Genomic DNA, 14,765 nt, shown 5'->3' with positions numbered 1-14,765 from the left:
GCGTTCGGTTCGGAAGGTCTGGTGATGGCGAGTGTTGTCACGCCACGAGCATGTCAGCCCGAGCGCGGTCGTGCCGGTGGTACGGCTGCCAGCAAGGTGCGGGTGTACTCCTGTTCAGGTGCGCTCAGCAGATCGGCGGCCGGCCGGTATTCGACCGCGGCGCCGTCGCGCAGCACCAGCACGTCGTGGCTCATGCGTTCCACCACCGCAAGGTCGTGGGAGATGAACAGGTAGGTCAAGCCGAGCTCGCGTTGGAGGTCGCTGAGCAGGTCGAGAACTCGGGCCTGGACGGACACGTCGAGGGATGCCGTCGCCTCGTCGAGGATGACCAGCTCCGGTTCGACCGCCAGTGCGCGGGCGATGCTGACCCGTTGCCGCTGGCCGCCGGAGAGCTCATGCGGGTAGCGCGATGCGAATTCCTCGGGTAGGCCGACGAGCTCCAGCAGTTCGGCCACCCGTTCGGTACGGGCGTGTTTGCCACGCCGAATGCGGTGGACGACAAGGGGTTCGGCGATCGCCGAACCGACACGGGCGCGCGGATCCAGGGCGGCGAACGGGTCCTGCAGCACCAGGCTGATCCGTCGGCGCAGCGCCTTCTCGGCTGCGCCGCGCACCCCGAGAATGTCCGTCCCCTCCAGCGTGGCGGTGCCCGACTTCGGGGCGACCAATCCGGTGAGGGCCCCGGCCACCGTCGACTTGCCGGAGCCGGATTCGCCGACCAGACCCAAGGTGGTGCCGCGGCGAATCTGGAACGTCACCTCGTTGACGGCAGGCGCACCGCCGAACTCCACAGCGAGCTTGTCGACGTCGAGCAGGACAGGTGCATCGGCCGGGGCCGGAGGTGGGCCACCGGCTCCAATCAGCGGCCGGGCATCGAGCAGCTCGCGGGTATAGGCATGGGCCGGCCGGTCGAAGATGTCGAGGATCGGGGCCTGTTCCACCGCGACGCCGTCCTGCAGCACGGTGACGGTGTCGGCCACCTGACCAACGAGCCCCAGGTCGTGACTGATCCACACCACCGCGGCCCCGAAATCGCGCTGCAGATCCTTGATGAGGTCGACGATCTGCGCCTGTGTCGTCACGTCCAGCGCGGTGGTCGGTTCGTCGGCAACCAGGAGCTCGGGGTCACACGCCAGGGCGATCGCCACCATCACGCGCTGGCGCTGGCCGCCCGACAGCTGATGCGGGTAGCTGTCCAGTCGGCGCTCCGCATCGGGTAGCCCGACGGCCTCCAGTAACTCCAGGGCCCGCTGACGCGCACTGCGACGGGTCAGATTGCGGTGCGCCTGAAGGGATTCGGTGATCTGGCGCTCCAGGGTGAGCAGCGGATTGAGCGAAGTCCCAGGGTCCTGGAAAACGAATCCGATGCGGCCACCGTGCACGCTGCGCAACACGCGCGGCTTGGCGCCCACCAACTCGATCGAATCACCGCCTGCGGCAAGCGAACTCGAGCCGGTCACCACGGCGCCCGGAGCATCGAGCAGCCCGGTTGCGGCCAGCGCGGTCACCGTCTTGCCCGAGCCGGATTCGCCGACGATCCCCAGCGTCTGGTCGGGCTCGACGTCGAACGAGATGCCCCGCACAATCTCTCGGCGACCGAGTCGCACCCGCAGGTCCTGCACGCTGAGCACCGGGGTCATGAGCCGCGGCCGGCTTCGGTGGAGGTGCGTTGCTTGGGGTCGAGCACATCACGCAGTCCGTCGCCAAGGAGGTTGAACGCCAGCACGATCACAAAGATCGCCGCGCCGGGAAACACCGCCACCCACCATGCCAGCGTCACGAACCCCTGCGAGTCGAAGATCATCCGGCCCAGCGACGGTTGAGGTGGCTGCAGGCCCAGCCCCAGAAACGACAGGGCCGCCTCGGAGAGGATCGCGAACGCCAGCGACAGGGACGTCTGCACGATCAGTGGTCCGGCGATATTCGGCAGGACGTGACGGGCCAGGATGTAGCGGTGCGGGCTGCCCATCGAGCGTGATACCGCCACATACGGTTCGACCCGCACACCCAACGTGCTGGCCCGGGCCACCCGGGCGAAGATCGGCGTGTAGACGACGCCGATGGCGAGCATCGTGGTGGTCAGCCCGGGACCGAGAACGGCGACAATGGCCAACGCCAGCAACAGAACCGGGAATGCGAACATCACGTCGACGCACCGCATGAGCACCGTATCCAGCCAGCCGCCCCGATAGCCGGCGAGCAGGCCGACGGTCACCCCGACGACAAGCGCGAACGCGACGCTGACGACCGCCACCTGAAGGGAGGCGCGGGTGGCGACCAGAACCCGAGACGCGATATCGCGGCCCAGTTCGTCGGTGCCGAACCAGTGTGCGCCGCTCGGAGCCTTCAAGGCATTCGGCACGTCGACGTCGTTGACACCGGACGGCGCCAGCCAGTGCGCGCCCAGCGCGGCGACGACGATCGCGAACAGCAGCGCGGCACTGATCACCGCGACCGGGTTGCCAAGCAATAAACGCCAATTCGACACCCTCATGACAGCCGGATCCGGGGATCGACCACCGCGTACAGCACGTCGACGATCAGGTTGATGAGCAGGAACAGTGCTGCGATCAGGAGCACCGCACCCTGGATCACCGGGTAGTCGCGGGCGGCGACGGCGTTGTAGGTCAACCGTCCCAGGCCGGGCCAGGCGAAGACCACCTCCACGACAATCACCCCGCCGAGGATCGTCGCCAGTTGGATGCCGGTGATCGTCAGCACCGGAACCAGTGCGTTGCGGACGATGTGTCGCGACGTGACCACCGCCGGGGCAAGGCCTTTGGAGCGGGCGGTGCGTACGTAGCCCGCTTCGGCGACCTCCAGCACCGCCGAGCGGACGTAGCGGGTCATGATGGCCCCGGCCACCAGTCCGACGGTGAGTCCCGGCAATACGATGTGTCGCAGCCAGCCACCGGGATCGGACAGCAGCGGCCGGTATCCGGAGGTGGGCAGCCAGCCGAGCGTCGAGGCAAACAGGCCGATCAGCAGGATGCCCATCCAGAAGTCCGGGATGGAGACGCCGAATTGACTTGCCACCCGGACGATTCCGTCACCGGCCCGCCCGCGGTGCAACGCCGAGTAGATGCCGGCGGGCACGGCAATCACCAAGGCGATCACAATCCCGACAATTGCCAGGGACACCGTTGCGGGCAGCCGTTCGAGCAGGGTGGCGGTCACCGGTTCGCCGTTGCGGAAGCTGACGCCCAGATCACCGGTCAGCGCCGAGCCGGCGTAGGAGAAGAACTGGGTGATCAACGGCCGGTCCAGTCCGCTGGCCGATCGCAACGCCTGATAGGCCTCCGGTGTGTAGCGCGTGCCGAGCGCGATCCGCACCGGGTCGCCCGGGACCAGATGCACCAAAGCGAACAGCACGACGAGAACGCCGAACAGGACCACCACCGAGTAGAGCAGTCGGCGCAGCAGGAACGTGATCACGCTGCACCACCCGACCTCAGCTGGGCGGAGCGGAATCTCACGGCCCCGTCGCGACGCGCGTCGTATCCGGTGAGGTTCGTCGACCAGCCCTGGATCACCGAGGGGTTGTACAGGTAGATGTAGCTGGCCTTGTCGGCGATGATCGTGGCGGCCTTGGCGTAGTCGTCCTGGCGGCGCGCGCGGTCGGTCTCGGTGCGGGCCGCGTCCAGCAGCCGGTCGACGTCCGGGTCGGAGAACTTCTGCGCGTTGCTCGTGCCGCCGGTGTGGTGTTGGGCGTAGTAGAAGTCGTCGGGGTCGATATTGCCCAGCCAACCCATCATCAGCATGTCGAAGTGACCGCTGTTCTGTTCGTCGAGCCAGGTCGCGAAGTCAACGGTGCGAATGTTCACCGTGATACCCACGGCCGCAAGGTTGTCCGCGATGATCTGCGCCGCGGTGACGGTCTCCGGGTACTCACTGGTGACCAGCATGTCGAGGTTCTGATTGCCGACTCCGGCTTCCCGCAGCAACTCCCGGGCGCGACCCTCGTCGTGGTGATAGCGGTCGTACGGGGTGTACCACGGGTTACCGCGTGGAATCGCAAGCTGATTCGCGGTCGCGGTGCCATAGCTGGTGGCTTGCACGATCGACTCACGGTCGATGCCGTAGGCGATGGCCTGCCGAACCCGGACGTCGTTCCAGGGTTTGCGTGCTTCGTTGAGGGCCAGATACCAGTAGTCGTTGCTCGGTGTGACCGCCAGATGGATGGAGTCGTCGCCCTTCAGCTGTTCGACCCGCTGGGGCGGGATTGTGTCGGTCCAGTCGATCTCACCGGCTTGCAGGGCCGACAACGCCGTCGACGGTTCGGAGATGAACCGGAACGTGACACCCGGAATCTTCGGGGCTCCTCCCCAGTAATTCTTGTTCGCGATCAGGGTGATCGAGTCGTCGCTCTTGCGTGCGGCGAAGGCGAACGGCCCGGTGCCCACCGGATGTGTTGCGATCTGGCCGGTTTCGACGTTGTGGCGCTGCACGATCGCCAGACCTTTGAACCCACCCACATTGGTCAGCAGATTCGGGGTGGGGTGCGCCACGGCGATCACGACGGTCTGCGGGTCCGGCGCGCTGATGTCGCGGACCGCGCTCAGCTTGTCGACGTTGGCGAGTTTGCCGTCGATGATCCGCCGATAGGAGTAGACGACGTCGGAGGCGCTGAACGGGGAACCGTCGTGCCAGGTGATCCCGGGCCGCAGACGGAAGGTCCACGTGAGCTGGTCGGGGGAGACCTGCCAGGACTCGGCGAGGGCGGGGCGCATCTCGAGGTTCTCGTCGGGCTCGACCAGGGTGTCGAAGACGTTCTCCAGCACCTCGAAGGAAAAATAGGCGGTGCTCTTCTGCGGGTCGAGCTGATCGGGTTCGCCGGCGATCGCCGCGGTGAGGTTGCCCGCCGACGGGCCGCCAAGATCCACCCGCGAACCCGTCGAACACGCCGCCAGCAGCGCGATCACCACGAGGGCAGCGGTCAGCACCGCTGAGCGTCTCATCGCCGAACGAGTTTCCCGAACCGTTGATCTCCTAAACGCCCAGCTGCGATAATCGGCGCGGGTCGGGGACCGGAGGGGACATGGTTACCGTAATGCGCGCACTGGCCGCGGCGGTTCTGTTCATCAGTGCACCAGTGGGACTCGCCGTTCCCGCCGCCGCTGACCAGCCGATGGAAGGCAGCTACACCTACACCGAAGCCGGTCTGCCGCCCGCCACCTGGACGTTCTCGCCGACCTGCGTGCCGGTCTGCCCGGTCAGCAGTCCCGAGTGCACCCGTCCCTTCGGCGCCGGTGGCCCCACCGGGTGCACCCTGCACATGTCCAGTTCGACGGCACAGCACATCAACCGCGACGAGCGGGAGATGAACTTCGGCGCCACCGCGCGCATCGTCAACGGCATGTGGAGCTTCACCTATCCGCAGCCCGAAGGTGTGCGCTGCCCCGACGGCAGCTATGCGCTGTCGACCGACACCTACGCCTTCGACGACGCCACCCTGACCGGCACCCACACCGTCACCTGGACTCCGCAGTGCGGCATGCAGGCCGGGATGACCAACACGCCGTTCGCGCTGGCCTTCAACGGTCCGCTGCCCGCGCCGGTGACCCGCTACCCCCTCCAATGCAATCAGTTCGGTGTCTGTCGCTAATCCGGTCAGAAAATTACGCGTGCGTGACCAAGTGCCCGCGGCGGCGGCGCACGGACCGTCACTCGCCTTGAATGGAGGCGACACCGAAGCCAGCTGATTGCAAGTGCATCCGGCGGGGTATCGCCTAGGGGCTCGGCCGGGGCGAACCAAGCCCTCGGCGAGAGAGGAGCGATCGATGCGTACCGTCCCGGGCGCCACCGATCATGTCGTGGTGGTGGGCGCGGGCCTGTCGGGACTGTCAGCTGCGCTCCAGCTGGCCGGTCGCGGCCGGTCGGTCACCGTCCTCGAACGTCACCCGTTCCCCGGCGGCCGGATGGGGCAGGCCGACATCTCCGGTTACCGCATCGACACCGGTCCGACGGTCCTGACGATGCCCGACATCATCTCCGACGCCTTCGACGCGGTCGGCGCGTCGATGACCGAGCATCTGCGGCTGGACCCGGTCGACCCGGCATATCGGGCCACCTTTGCCGACGGCAGCGCGCTGGACGTGCACCCCGATGCCGCCGCGATGACGGCGGCGATCGAAGAGTTCGCAGGCCCGGAGCAGGCCGCCGGCTACCAACGACTGCGGGCCTGGCTCACCCAGCTCTACAAGCTAGAGATCGACGGCTTCATCGGGTCCAACTTCTCCTCTCCGCTGTCGCTACTGACCCCGCAACTGGCCCGGCTCGCCGCCATCGGTGGCTTCCGCGGCTGGGAACGGATGGTCAGCCGGTACATCACCGACGAACGCGTTCAGCGGATCTTCACCTTCCAGGCGCTGTACGCCGGGGTTCCGCCTCAGCAAGCGCTGGCCGCCTACGCCGTGATCGCCTACATGGATACCGTTGCGGGCGTGTACTTTCCGCGTGGCGGCATGAGGGCGGTGCCGGAGGCGATGGCCGCCGTCGCGGCCGGGGCCGGTGTGCAGTTCCGTTACGGGTCGACGGTGACGGCGCTGGAGCGATCGGGCTCGCGGGTGACCGCGGTGCGCACCAGCGACGGTGCGCGGATCGCTTGTGACGCAGTCGTTCTCACCACAGAGCTGCCGCTGACCTATCAGCTGCTCGGTCGGACACCGCGGCGGCCGATCAAGGTGCGCCCGGCCCCGTCGGCGGTCGTCGTACACGTGGGCGTGCCCGCGGTCGGCGAGCGCCTGCTCCACCACAACATCAGCTTCGGGCACCACTGGGCGCGCACGTTCGACGAGATCATCCGCGACGGCGTGCTGATGAGCGATCCCTCACTGTTGGTCACCCGGCCCACCGCGGGCGACCCGAGCTTCGCACCACCCGGCCGCGATCTGCTCTATGTGCTGGCTCCGGCGCCGAATCTCGAAGTGGGCAAGGTCGATTGGAGCTCGACGGGGGACAGCTACGCACGCCAGGTGGTGGCTACCGCCGCCGACCGGCTGATGCCCGGGCTGGACAGCGACGCCGAGATCCTGGACGTCGTGACACCCGCGGACTGGGCCGCGCAGGGCATGGCCGCGGGCTCGCCGTTCGCGCTCGCGCACACCTTCTCCCAGACCGGTCCCTTCCGCCCCGCGAATCTGGTTCGGGGCATTGACAATGCCGTGCTTGCCGGTGGGTCGACGGTGCCCGGCGTCGGCATCCCGACCGCGGTGATCTCCGGGCGGCTGGCCGCGGACCGGGTCACCGGTGCCGACACCGACCGGTCCGCCAAGCGCACCATCGTCAGCTCCGGAAGCAGGTAGCGATGATCCACACCGAGTTACACGCCGCGGGCATCGACGATTCGCGACTGGCCGAGTCCTACCGGTACTGCCGGCGTCTGAACGCCCAGCACGGCCGGACGTACTTCCTGGCCACTAGGCTGCTGGCTCCGTCGCAGCGCCCACCCGTGCACGCCCTGTACGGGTTCGCGCGGTACGCCGACGACATCCTCGACGATATGGACACCGACGCCAGCATCGCCGATCGTGAGCGGCGCCTCGACGAACTGTCGGACAAGTTCTTCAGCGGTGACGAGAGCGAGCCGGTGCTGGCCGCGGTGCTGCACACCGCCCGCACCTACCGCATCCCGCTCGATCTGTTCGACGACTTCCTGAGCTCGATGCGCATGGATCTGACCGTCACCGACTATCCGGACCGCGCCGCACTGAACCACTACATGCGCGGGTCGGCCGCGGTCATCGGCCTGCAGATGCTGCCGATCCTGGGCACGGTCGGTCCCGCCGATGAGGCCGCGCCCTATGCCGAGGCGCTCGGACATGCCTTCCAGTTGACGAACTTCCTGCGCGATGTCGACGAGGACCTGGCCCGCGACCGCATCTATCTGCCTGCCGACGAACTGGCCGCCTACGGCGTGGACCGGGACGTGCTGACCTGGTGCCATCAGAACCGCCGCACCGACCCCAAGGTGCATCGTGCCCTGGCCGCCCAGCACGATATCGCCCGCGGTGTATACCGGCAGGCGCGCAAGGGAATTGCGCTGCTTGCCCCGCAGTCGCGGCCGTGTGTGGCGACCGCGTTCACGCTGTACTCGGAGATTCTCGACCGTATCGAGGCCATCGACTTCGCGGTGTTCAGCACACGGGCCTCGGTCGGAATCGGCCGGCGGCTGCAGGTCTTCGCCTCCGGACTGGTTCGGGCCCACAACGCCCGCGGCGCCGCCTGATGGATCGCTGGCAGTACCTGATCGTGCTGGGCGCGTGCCTGCTGATCACCGCACCGTTGGAGATCTTCGGATCCGGGGTCTACCGCCAGCCGATGCGGCTGCTGCGATCCGTCGGCCCGGTGGCGTTGGTGTTCGTCATCTGGGACGCGATCGCGATCGCCGGCCACGTCTGGACCTACAACCCCCGCTACATCAGCGGGGTGCACGTCGGTTTCGAGATCCCGCTGGAGGAGCTGCTGTTCTTCGTGGTGATCCCGATCTGCGGCCTGCTGACCTACTCGGCGGTGAGCGCGATCCTCGGCTTTGTGCGTGGTCGCCGATGAGCGGACTCGGATACACGCTGCCTGCCGTCGTCGCACTGATTGCGGTCATCGCGCTGGAATTGGCGGTTTTGCGCACCGGGTTGTTCGGCAAGGTCGAATACTGGATATCGATGGGCATCGTGGTGGCATTCCAGGTGATCGTCGACGGCTGGCTGACCAAGCTGTCGGCGCCGATCGTGATCTACAACGAGCAGCACACCAGCGGGGTGCGCTTCCCGTGGGACATCCCGGTGGAGGACTTCGTGTTCGGCTGGGCGATGGTCACCGCCGTGCTGTTGCTGTGGGAGAAGCAGCGGCCGAAGAACGGAAGGCAGCGATGATTGATGTCCCGGGCGCCTTCGACGTCGGCGCCCACGCCTACGACAAACTGGTCGGCGCGAACCCCGGCTATCACGATCATCTGCGAATCTCCGCGCGGCGGATGCGTATTCCCGACGGCGGGCGCGGGCTGCGCTTGTTGGACGCGGGCTGCGGAACGGGGGCGTCGACGGCCGCGCTGCTGGAGGCCGCCCCGCATGCCGAGATCGTCGCCGTTGACGCGTCGGCGGGCATGCTGGCCGAGGCGAGTGTCAAGCCGTGGCCGGACTCGGTTCGGTTCGTGCACAGCCCGATCGAGAAGATCGCCGACGCCGGGGTGGAGGGTCCGTTCGACGGCATCTTCGCGGCGTACCTGTTACGCAATCTCGCCGACCCCGATGCCCAGCTGCGGACGTTCCGCGAGCTGCTCCGGCCGGGTGGGATGCTCGCCGTGCACGAGTACTCGGTGCGGGATTCCCGTGCGGCCACCGCGATTTGGAATGCCGTCTGCTGGGGGATCATCATCCCGTCCGGGTGGCGGCAGACCCGGGACACCTCCCTCTATCGGCACTTGTGGCGCAGTGTGAACAGCTTCGACGGCGCCGCGGCGTTCCAACGCCGGCTGACCGCGGCGGGGTTCTCCGGTGTGCACAGCGAGACCATGCCGGGCTGGCAGCGCGACATCGTGCACACGTTCTTGGCGGACGCGCCGCGATGATCGATCCTCGCCGCGTCACCCACCCGGCGCCCGCCGGCGTGCCACACGCGCACGCGCTGTCCGCTACCCCGCGCGTCGTCGTCGTGGGTGGTGGGATCGCCGGGCTCGCGGCCGCCACCGGGTTGGCCGAGCGCGGGGTCTCCGTAGAGCTTCTGGAGCGGGAGCACTACCTGGGCGGCCGGGTCGGTGGCTGGACCGAGCGGCTTGCGGACGGCACCGACGTGGCCAACAACCGCGGCTTCCACGCCTTCTTCCGGCAGTACTACAACCTGCGGTGGTTGTTGCGCCGCACCGACCCCGGGCTCGAGCGGCTGCGGGCTGTCGAAGACTATCCGCTGGTCGACGGCGAAGGCCGTCGCGACACCTTCCGGGGTCTGCCGAAGACGCCGCCGTGGAACGCGCTTGCCTTCGCCTTGCGCAGCCCGACCTTCCGGATGCGGGACCTGGTGCGGCTCAACGCTGTTGCGGCCGCGCCGCTGGCTGCGGTGTCGGTGCCCGAAATCTACGAACAACTCGACGATCGCGATGCCGGGACCTTCCTGACCGATATCAATTTCCCGGTCGCCGCCCGGCACCTCGCGTTCGAGGTGTTCGCCCGTAGCTTCTTCGCCAGGCCCGAGCGGCTGTCGGCGGCCGAATTGGCGACGATGTTCCACATCTATTTCCTGGGCTCCAGCGAAGGTTTGGTTTTCGACGTCGCCGCATCGAATTTCGACACGGCGCTATGGGAACCGTTGGGCCAGTATCTGATCGACCACGGTGTCCGCGTACGGCGAGGGGTGTCCGCGGAATCGGTGACGGCCGGTGGCGCCAAGCTGCTGCAGGTGCGCGACTCGACCGGGACGACAATCGACGCCGACGGTGTCGTGCTGGCCACCGATGTCGCTGCGTTGCAACGCATCGTGGCCGCCTCTGCGGGCTTGGGTGACGACGGCTGGCGTCAGCAGGTGGCGCAGTTGCAGACCGCGCCGCCGTTCGTGGTGCAGCGACTGTGGCTGGACCGCCCGGTGAACTCCGACCGGCCGGCGTTCCTGGGTACCGGCGGCCTGGACCCGGTCGACAACATCAGCGTGGTCAGCAGTTACGAGCGGCAGGCCGCCGAATGGGCCCGCGCACACCATGGTTCGGTAGTCGAGGTGCATTCGTACTCGGTGGGCGACCAGCCGCAGAGCGAACTCCGCGAGCGCATGCTGGCGCGGCTGCATCAGCTCTATCCGGAGACCGCGGCGGCCGGCATTGTGGGGGAGACGCTGCTGGTTCGCGACGACTGCCCGCTGTTCTGGCCGGGTGCCTTCGCCAAGCGGCCGACGGTCACCACGCCGATCCCCGGGTTGATGCTGGCCGGCGACGGTATCCGTATCGACCTGCCGGTGGCGTTGATGGAGCGGGCCGCCACCACCGGGTGGACGGCGGCCAACCAACTGCTTTCCGGCTGGGGGATCGCCGGGCACACCCTGCACACCGTGCCGGTGCAGGGACGCTCGCCGGTTCTGCGCCGGCTGGCCAGCCGAGAGGGGCGCGCCTCATGAGTTTCCGATCGCGGATGAAATCGATTCCGCTGCAAGTCATCCCGAAGACCGACTGGGCTCGCCAGCGACCCACCTATCAAGACGCCCAGCCCGCACTCATCGACGCCGCACTGCGCCGTGCCCAAGAGCGGCCCAGCGGCAACTGGTATGTCTTCGGCGCCAGCACCGATGTCCGTGCCAATCGGCCGTTCGGCGCACACGTCGGCGGGCTGGAGATCGTCGCGTGGCGAGATCAGCAGCGCCGCTTGCACGTCGGGCCCGCCACCTGCCCCCACCTGGGTGCCGATCTGGCGACCGGCACAGTGGAGTGCGGCGGCCTGATCTGCCCGTGGCACGGGTTGCGACTCGAGGGTAAGCGCGAGTTCGGCTGGAAACCATTGCCCGCCTACGACGACGGCGTGCTGGTATGGGTACGGCTGGACAAGGTCGGTGGCGAACCGCCACTGGACGCCCCGGTGATTCCGACCCGACCCACCGGGGGGCGCCTGGCGGCGGTGACCAGGCTCGAGGGCGTGTGCGAACCGTCCGACATCATCGCCAACCGGCTCGACCCGTGGCACGGGGCCTGGTTCCACCCGTATTCGTTCACCCAGCTCGAGGTGCTGAGCGCACCAGGTGTCGACGCCGACGAGGACGCCGACCGGTTCCTGGTGGCGGTGACGTTCCGGATGGGGCGCCTCGGCGTGCCGGTGATCGCGGAATTCACTGCGCCGGAACCGCGGACCATCGTCATGCGGATCGTCGACGGCGAGGGCACTGGCAGCGTCGTCGAAACCCATGCCACTCCGATCGGGCCGGGGCCGGACGGGCGCCCGCGCACAGCGGTGATCGAAGCCGTCGTCGCACAGTCCGACCGCACCGGCTTCCATTACTCGCTGCGCGTGGCACCGCTCATCACCCCGCTGATGCGCCGGGCGGCCACTCGGTTGTGGCGTGATGACCTCGCCTACGCCGAGCGGCTATTCGCCTTGCGCGAGAAGGCATCCGGCTAGCCGACGGTCAGGATCGTCTTACCGGGCAGCCGTCCCGCATCGGCGTCGGCGTGCACGGTGGCGATGTCGGCCAACGGCCGGCGATCCGCGATGTCGATCCGCAGTTGTCCGGTGTCCACTTGTTCGATGAGGCCCGCGAGTTGTGCGGCGTCGCTGCGGACGAACACCCGCTGGCCCGGCCCGGAGGTCATGGTGCCCACGTACCGGCCGCCGGCCGCCATCAAGCCGCCCAGCGCGTCGGTCTCGTCGGGCGTGGTTCCGATCAAATTCAGCACCACGTCGAACGGCTGTCCGTCGAGGGCCGGTGTGGCCGAGTAGTCGATATAGTCGATCAGATGGTCGGCGCCGTAACCCCGGAGTCGCTCGGCTGCAGTCGCTTTCGCGGTCGCGGTGACGACGGCGCCGGCCTGCTTGGCGAGCTGAACCGCGTAGCCGCCGACGGCTCCACCCGCGCCGTTGATCAGGATCGTCTGCCCGGCGCTCAACCCGGCGATCTCGAAGAGTGACTGCCAGGCTGTGAGGCCGACCGTCGGCAGCGCGGCGAAATCGGCCAGCGGCAACGACTTTCCGGCCGCGGCCAGTACCTCGGCCGGCGCGATCACATACTCTGCAGCCGCCCCACGAGCGGCCATGGGGAGCAGGCCAACGACTGCGTCGCCGGCGTGCCATCCGGTGACGCCGTCACCGAGCTCGACGATCGTGCCCGCCACATCGATGCCGGGAATGTGCGGAAACGTGATCGGGAAAACCTCCGAGAGGTAACCGCCGCGGATCCCGGCGTCAACCGGGTTGAACGACGTTGCGGCGACCTTCACCAGGACCTGGCCCGCACCGGGCGTCGGCCGCTCGATGTCGCCGTACTGCAGAACGTCGCTGTCGCCGTAGCGGTGGTAGATCGCTGCCTTCATGATGACCTCCTGTGTCGTTTGCTTCGAAGTCGAAGCAGTTACGAAACAGGTAACTTACTTCGAGTTCGAAACATTCCCGGCTACGATTCATGAATGGCCAAGGCGCTCCAGCCGTCGCAGATGCGTACGTACTTCGCCCTCACCGAGGCGGCGAGTCTGCTCCAGTACGCCGTCCAACAGCAGCTGCGAGCCGAAGGCGGTCTGAGCTACGTCCAGTTCGAAATCCTGGCCAAACTCGTCGACGCCGACCGGCCACTGACGATGACCGAACTGGCCGACGGTGTCGTCTACAGCCGCAGCGGCCTGACCCATCAGGCCGGGCTGCTGGAAGCCGAGGGGCTGATCACCCGCCAGGGCAGCACCGTCGATCAGCGCGCCACCGTCGTAACGATCACGAAGGCGGGTCGGCGCCGGCTCGACACAGTGCTGCCCGGCCACATCGACGTGGTCCGCGGACTGCTCTTCGACGCGCTCTCGGCCGACGACGTCCGTGCCCTCGGCGACCTGATGACCCGCATCCGCGACCACATGCGGGAGCAGCCGCCCCGGTCCGCCGCACCCCGCCGCAGCCGCGCGTCCAGCGATCGGGACAACTGAACTAACTCGCGCGACAACCCGGCTAACCTGCGTCCATGGCCAAGCGAGTCGTGATCTGGGGTACTGGTTTCGTCGGCCGGATGGTCATTCCCGAAGTGCTGGATCACCCCGACTTCGAGCTCGTCGGCGTCGGCGTCAGCAACCCGGCCAAGGTCGGCGTCGACGCCGGCGAGATCTGCGGCATCGGGAACATCGGCATCGCGGCCACCGACGACGTCGACGCGTTGATCGCCTTGCAGCCCGACGCGCTCGTGCACTACGGGCCGACCGCCGCGCAGGCCGACGCCAACATCGATCTGATCGGACGCTTCCTGAACGCCGGCATCGACGTCTGCTCGACCGCGATGACCCCGTGGGTGTGGCCGAAGATGCACCTGAACCCGCCGAACTGGATCGACCCGATCACGCGCGCCTGCGAGGCGGGCCAATCGTCGTGCTTCACCACCGGCATCGACCCCGGCTTCGCCAACGACCTGTTCCCGATGACGCTGATGGGTCTGACCTCGCAGGTCAAGCTGGTCCGCGCGTCCGAGCTGCTGGACTACACCAACTACGAGGGTGACTACGAGTTCGAGATGGGCATCGGTCGCGAGCCCGAATTCAAGCCGCTGCTGCAGAACTCCGACATCCTGGTGTTCGCCTGGGGCGCGACGGTGCCGATGATCGCCTACGCCGCCGGGATCGAGCTCGACGAGATCACCACCACCTGGGACAAGTGGGTCACCCCGACCGAGCGCAAGACCGTCAAGGGCGTCATCCCCGCCGGCCACGTCGCGGCGGTCCGGTTCACGATCAACGGCGTCTACAAGGGTGAGACCCGCATCCAGCTCGAGCACGTCAACCGCATCGGTCAGGACGCCGCCCCGGACTGGCCGTCGGGCACCCAGGACGACGTCTACCGCGTCGACATCCAGGGCACTCCCAGCATCTTCCAGGAGACTGCGTTCAGGTTCACCGACGGTTCGGGACGTGACGCCGCGACCGCGGGCTGCCTGTCCACCGGGCTGCGCGCGCTCAACGCCGTACCGGCCGTCAACGACCTGCCGCCAGGCTGGGTCACCCCGTTGGACCTGCCCCTGATTCCGGGCCGCGGCACTATTCGCTGAGGTAACGTCCCGCGGCTTCGGATCGACATATTCGGTGAATCCGAAGATCGCGCTGGGGTTGCCCGCAT

At 67.8% G+C, this 14,765-nt stretch carries 15 protein-coding genes; 10 read left to right on the top strand and 5 right to left on the bottom strand.

What is annotated here, in order from left to right:
- Positions 1–53 precede the first annotated feature (53 nt).
- The 4 genes from K0O64_RS18815 to K0O64_RS18800 are packed head-to-tail and all read right to left on the bottom strand — an operon-like array spanning position 54 to position 4,958.
- A complete protein-coding gene (locus tag K0O64_RS18815) occupies positions 54–1,640 on the bottom strand; it encodes a dipeptide ABC transporter ATP-binding protein (protein ID WP_096311749.1) in 1,587 nt (528 codons plus the stop codon).
- Positions 1,637–2,494, bottom strand: coding sequence for an ABC transporter permease (locus K0O64_RS18810; RefSeq protein ID WP_096311748.1), 858 nt, complete (start codon positions 2,492–2,494; stop codon positions 1,637–1,639). The genes K0O64_RS18815 and K0O64_RS18810 overlap by 4 nt, the downstream gene beginning before the upstream one ends.
- The gene (locus tag K0O64_RS18805; RefSeq protein WP_096311747.1) at positions 2,491–3,435 is read right to left on the bottom strand and encodes an ABC transporter permease; all 945 of its coding nucleotides are present in this window, start codon (positions 3,433–3,435) and stop codon (positions 2,491–2,493) included. Before K0O64_RS18805 ends, K0O64_RS18810 begins: the two co-directional genes overlap by 4 nt.
- Positions 3,432–4,958, bottom strand: coding sequence for an ABC transporter substrate-binding protein (locus K0O64_RS18800; RefSeq protein WP_096311746.1), 1,527 nt, complete (start codon positions 4,956–4,958; stop codon positions 3,432–3,434). The genes K0O64_RS18805 and K0O64_RS18800 overlap by 4 nt, the downstream gene beginning before the upstream one ends.
- Positions 4,959–5,038: 80 nt before the next feature.
- On the opposite strand from K0O64_RS18800, the gene K0O64_RS18795 reads away from it, so the two are divergent.
- The 8 genes from K0O64_RS18795 (at position 5,039) to K0O64_RS18760 (ending at position 12,086) form a co-directional block, all read left to right on the top strand.
- Complete coding sequence (locus tag K0O64_RS18795; RefSeq protein WP_125477456.1) at positions 5,039–5,605, top strand: hypothetical protein; 567 nt, start codon at positions 5,039–5,041, stop codon at positions 5,603–5,605.
- A 175-nt stretch (positions 5,606–5,780) separates the two neighbouring features.
- Positions 5,781–7,304: a phytoene desaturase family protein gene (gene crtI, locus K0O64_RS18790; RefSeq protein WP_096311744.1), complete on the top strand. Its 1,524-nt coding sequence runs from the start codon at positions 5,781–5,783 to the stop codon at positions 7,302–7,304.
- 2 nt (positions 7,305–7,306) lie between these two features.
- Entirely contained in the window at positions 7,307–8,227 is a 921-nt protein-coding gene (locus K0O64_RS18785) for a phytoene/squalene synthase family protein (protein ID WP_096311743.1), read from the top strand.
- Positions 8,224–8,550 (top strand): lycopene cyclase domain-containing protein, encoded by a 327-nt coding sequence (locus K0O64_RS18780; protein ID WP_071949722.1) that lies wholly within the window; start codon positions 8,224–8,226, stop codon positions 8,548–8,550. The genes K0O64_RS18785 and K0O64_RS18780 overlap by 4 nt, the downstream gene beginning before the upstream one ends.
- Positions 8,547–8,870 carry a lycopene cyclase domain-containing protein gene (locus tag K0O64_RS18775; RefSeq protein ID WP_071943362.1) on the top strand — a complete coding sequence of 108 codons (324 nt, stop codon included), beginning with the start codon at positions 8,547–8,549 and terminating at the stop codon, positions 8,868–8,870. The genes K0O64_RS18780 and K0O64_RS18775 overlap by 4 nt, the downstream gene beginning before the upstream one ends.
- The gene (locus tag K0O64_RS18770) at positions 8,867–9,565 is read left to right on the top strand and encodes a class I SAM-dependent methyltransferase (protein ID WP_071943364.1); all 699 of its coding nucleotides are present in this window, start codon (positions 8,867–8,869) and stop codon (positions 9,563–9,565) included. Before K0O64_RS18775 ends, K0O64_RS18770 begins: the two co-directional genes overlap by 4 nt.
- Positions 9,562–11,094, top strand: coding sequence for an FAD-dependent oxidoreductase (locus tag K0O64_RS18765; RefSeq protein ID WP_071943366.1), 1,533 nt, complete (start codon positions 9,562–9,564; stop codon positions 11,092–11,094). Before K0O64_RS18770 ends, K0O64_RS18765 begins: the two co-directional genes overlap by 4 nt.
- The gene (locus K0O64_RS18760; RefSeq protein ID WP_071943368.1) at positions 11,091–12,086 is read left to right on the top strand and encodes a Rieske (2Fe-2S) protein; all 996 of its coding nucleotides are present in this window, start codon (positions 11,091–11,093) and stop codon (positions 12,084–12,086) included. The genes K0O64_RS18765 and K0O64_RS18760 overlap by 4 nt, the downstream gene beginning before the upstream one ends.
- Here K0O64_RS18760 and K0O64_RS18755 read toward each other — a convergent pair.
- Positions 12,083–12,994: an NADP-dependent oxidoreductase gene (locus tag K0O64_RS18755; protein ID WP_071943370.1), complete on the bottom strand. Its 912-nt coding sequence runs from the start codon at positions 12,992–12,994 to the stop codon at positions 12,083–12,085. The two genes, K0O64_RS18760 and K0O64_RS18755, sit on opposite strands and share 4 nt — an antisense overlap.
- A 93-nt stretch (positions 12,995–13,087) precedes the next feature.
- Between K0O64_RS18755 and K0O64_RS18750 the strand changes: the two genes are divergently transcribed.
- Positions 13,088–13,591 (top strand): MarR family winged helix-turn-helix transcriptional regulator, encoded by a 504-nt coding sequence (locus K0O64_RS18750; RefSeq protein ID WP_071943372.1) that lies wholly within the window; start codon positions 13,088–13,090, stop codon positions 13,589–13,591.
- Between the two features lie 35 nt (positions 13,592–13,626).
- A complete protein-coding gene (locus tag K0O64_RS18745; protein ID WP_071943374.1) occupies positions 13,627–14,697 on the top strand; it encodes an NAD(P)H-dependent amine dehydrogenase family protein in 1,071 nt (356 codons plus the stop codon).
- Positions 14,698–14,765 lie beyond the last annotated feature (68 nt).

The organism is Mycolicibacterium pallens, from assembly GCF_019456675.1.
Classification (GTDB): domain Bacteria; phylum Actinomycetota; class Actinomycetes; order Mycobacteriales; family Mycobacteriaceae; genus Mycobacterium; species Mycobacterium crocinum.
The sequence above is the reverse complement of the archived record's forward strand: the minus strand, read 5'-3'. Positions and strand labels throughout refer to the sequence as shown.

What these genes read in the sequence shown, in the direction of transcription:
- K0O64_RS18800 (WP_096311746.1), bottom strand. Translation starts at nt 4,958, where the DNA reads ATGAGACGCTCAGCGGTGCTGACCGCTGCCCTCGTGGTGATCGCGCTG.
- K0O64_RS18770 (WP_071943364.1), top strand. Translation starts at nt 8,867, where the DNA reads ATGATTGATGTCCCGGGCGCCTTCGACGTCGGCGCCCACGCCTACGAC.
- K0O64_RS18755 (WP_071943370.1), bottom strand. Translation starts at nt 12,994, where the DNA reads ATGAAGGCAGCGATCTACCACCGCTACGGCGACAGCGACGTTCTGCAG.
- crtI (WP_096311744.1), top strand. Translation starts at nt 5,781, where the DNA reads ATGCGTACCGTCCCGGGCGCCACCGATCATGTCGTGGTGGTGGGCGCG.
- K0O64_RS18775 (WP_071943362.1), top strand. Translation starts at nt 8,547, where the DNA reads ATGAGCGGACTCGGATACACGCTGCCTGCCGTCGTCGCACTGATTGCG.
- K0O64_RS18765 (WP_071943366.1), top strand. Translation starts at nt 9,562, where the DNA reads ATGATCGATCCTCGCCGCGTCACCCACCCGGCGCCCGCCGGCGTGCCA.
- K0O64_RS18750 (WP_071943372.1), top strand. Translation starts at nt 13,088, where the DNA reads ATGGCCAAGGCGCTCCAGCCGTCGCAGATGCGTACGTACTTCGCCCTC.
- K0O64_RS18810 (WP_096311748.1), bottom strand. Translation starts at nt 2,494, where the DNA reads ATGAGGGTGTCGAATTGGCGTTTATTGCTTGGCAACCCGGTCGCGGTG.
- K0O64_RS18795 (WP_125477456.1), top strand. Translation starts at nt 5,039, where the DNA reads ATGGTTACCGTAATGCGCGCACTGGCCGCGGCGGTTCTGTTCATCAGT.
- K0O64_RS18745 (WP_071943374.1), top strand. Translation starts at nt 13,627, where the DNA reads ATGGCCAAGCGAGTCGTGATCTGGGGTACTGGTTTCGTCGGCCGGATG.
- K0O64_RS18815 (WP_096311749.1), bottom strand. Translation starts at nt 1,640, where the DNA reads ATGACCCCGGTGCTCAGCGTGCAGGACCTGCGGGTGCGACTCGGTCGC.
- K0O64_RS18785 (WP_096311743.1), top strand. Translation starts at nt 7,307, where the DNA reads ATGATCCACACCGAGTTACACGCCGCGGGCATCGACGATTCGCGACTG.
- K0O64_RS18760 (WP_071943368.1), top strand. Translation starts at nt 11,091, where the DNA reads ATGAGTTTCCGATCGCGGATGAAATCGATTCCGCTGCAAGTCATCCCG.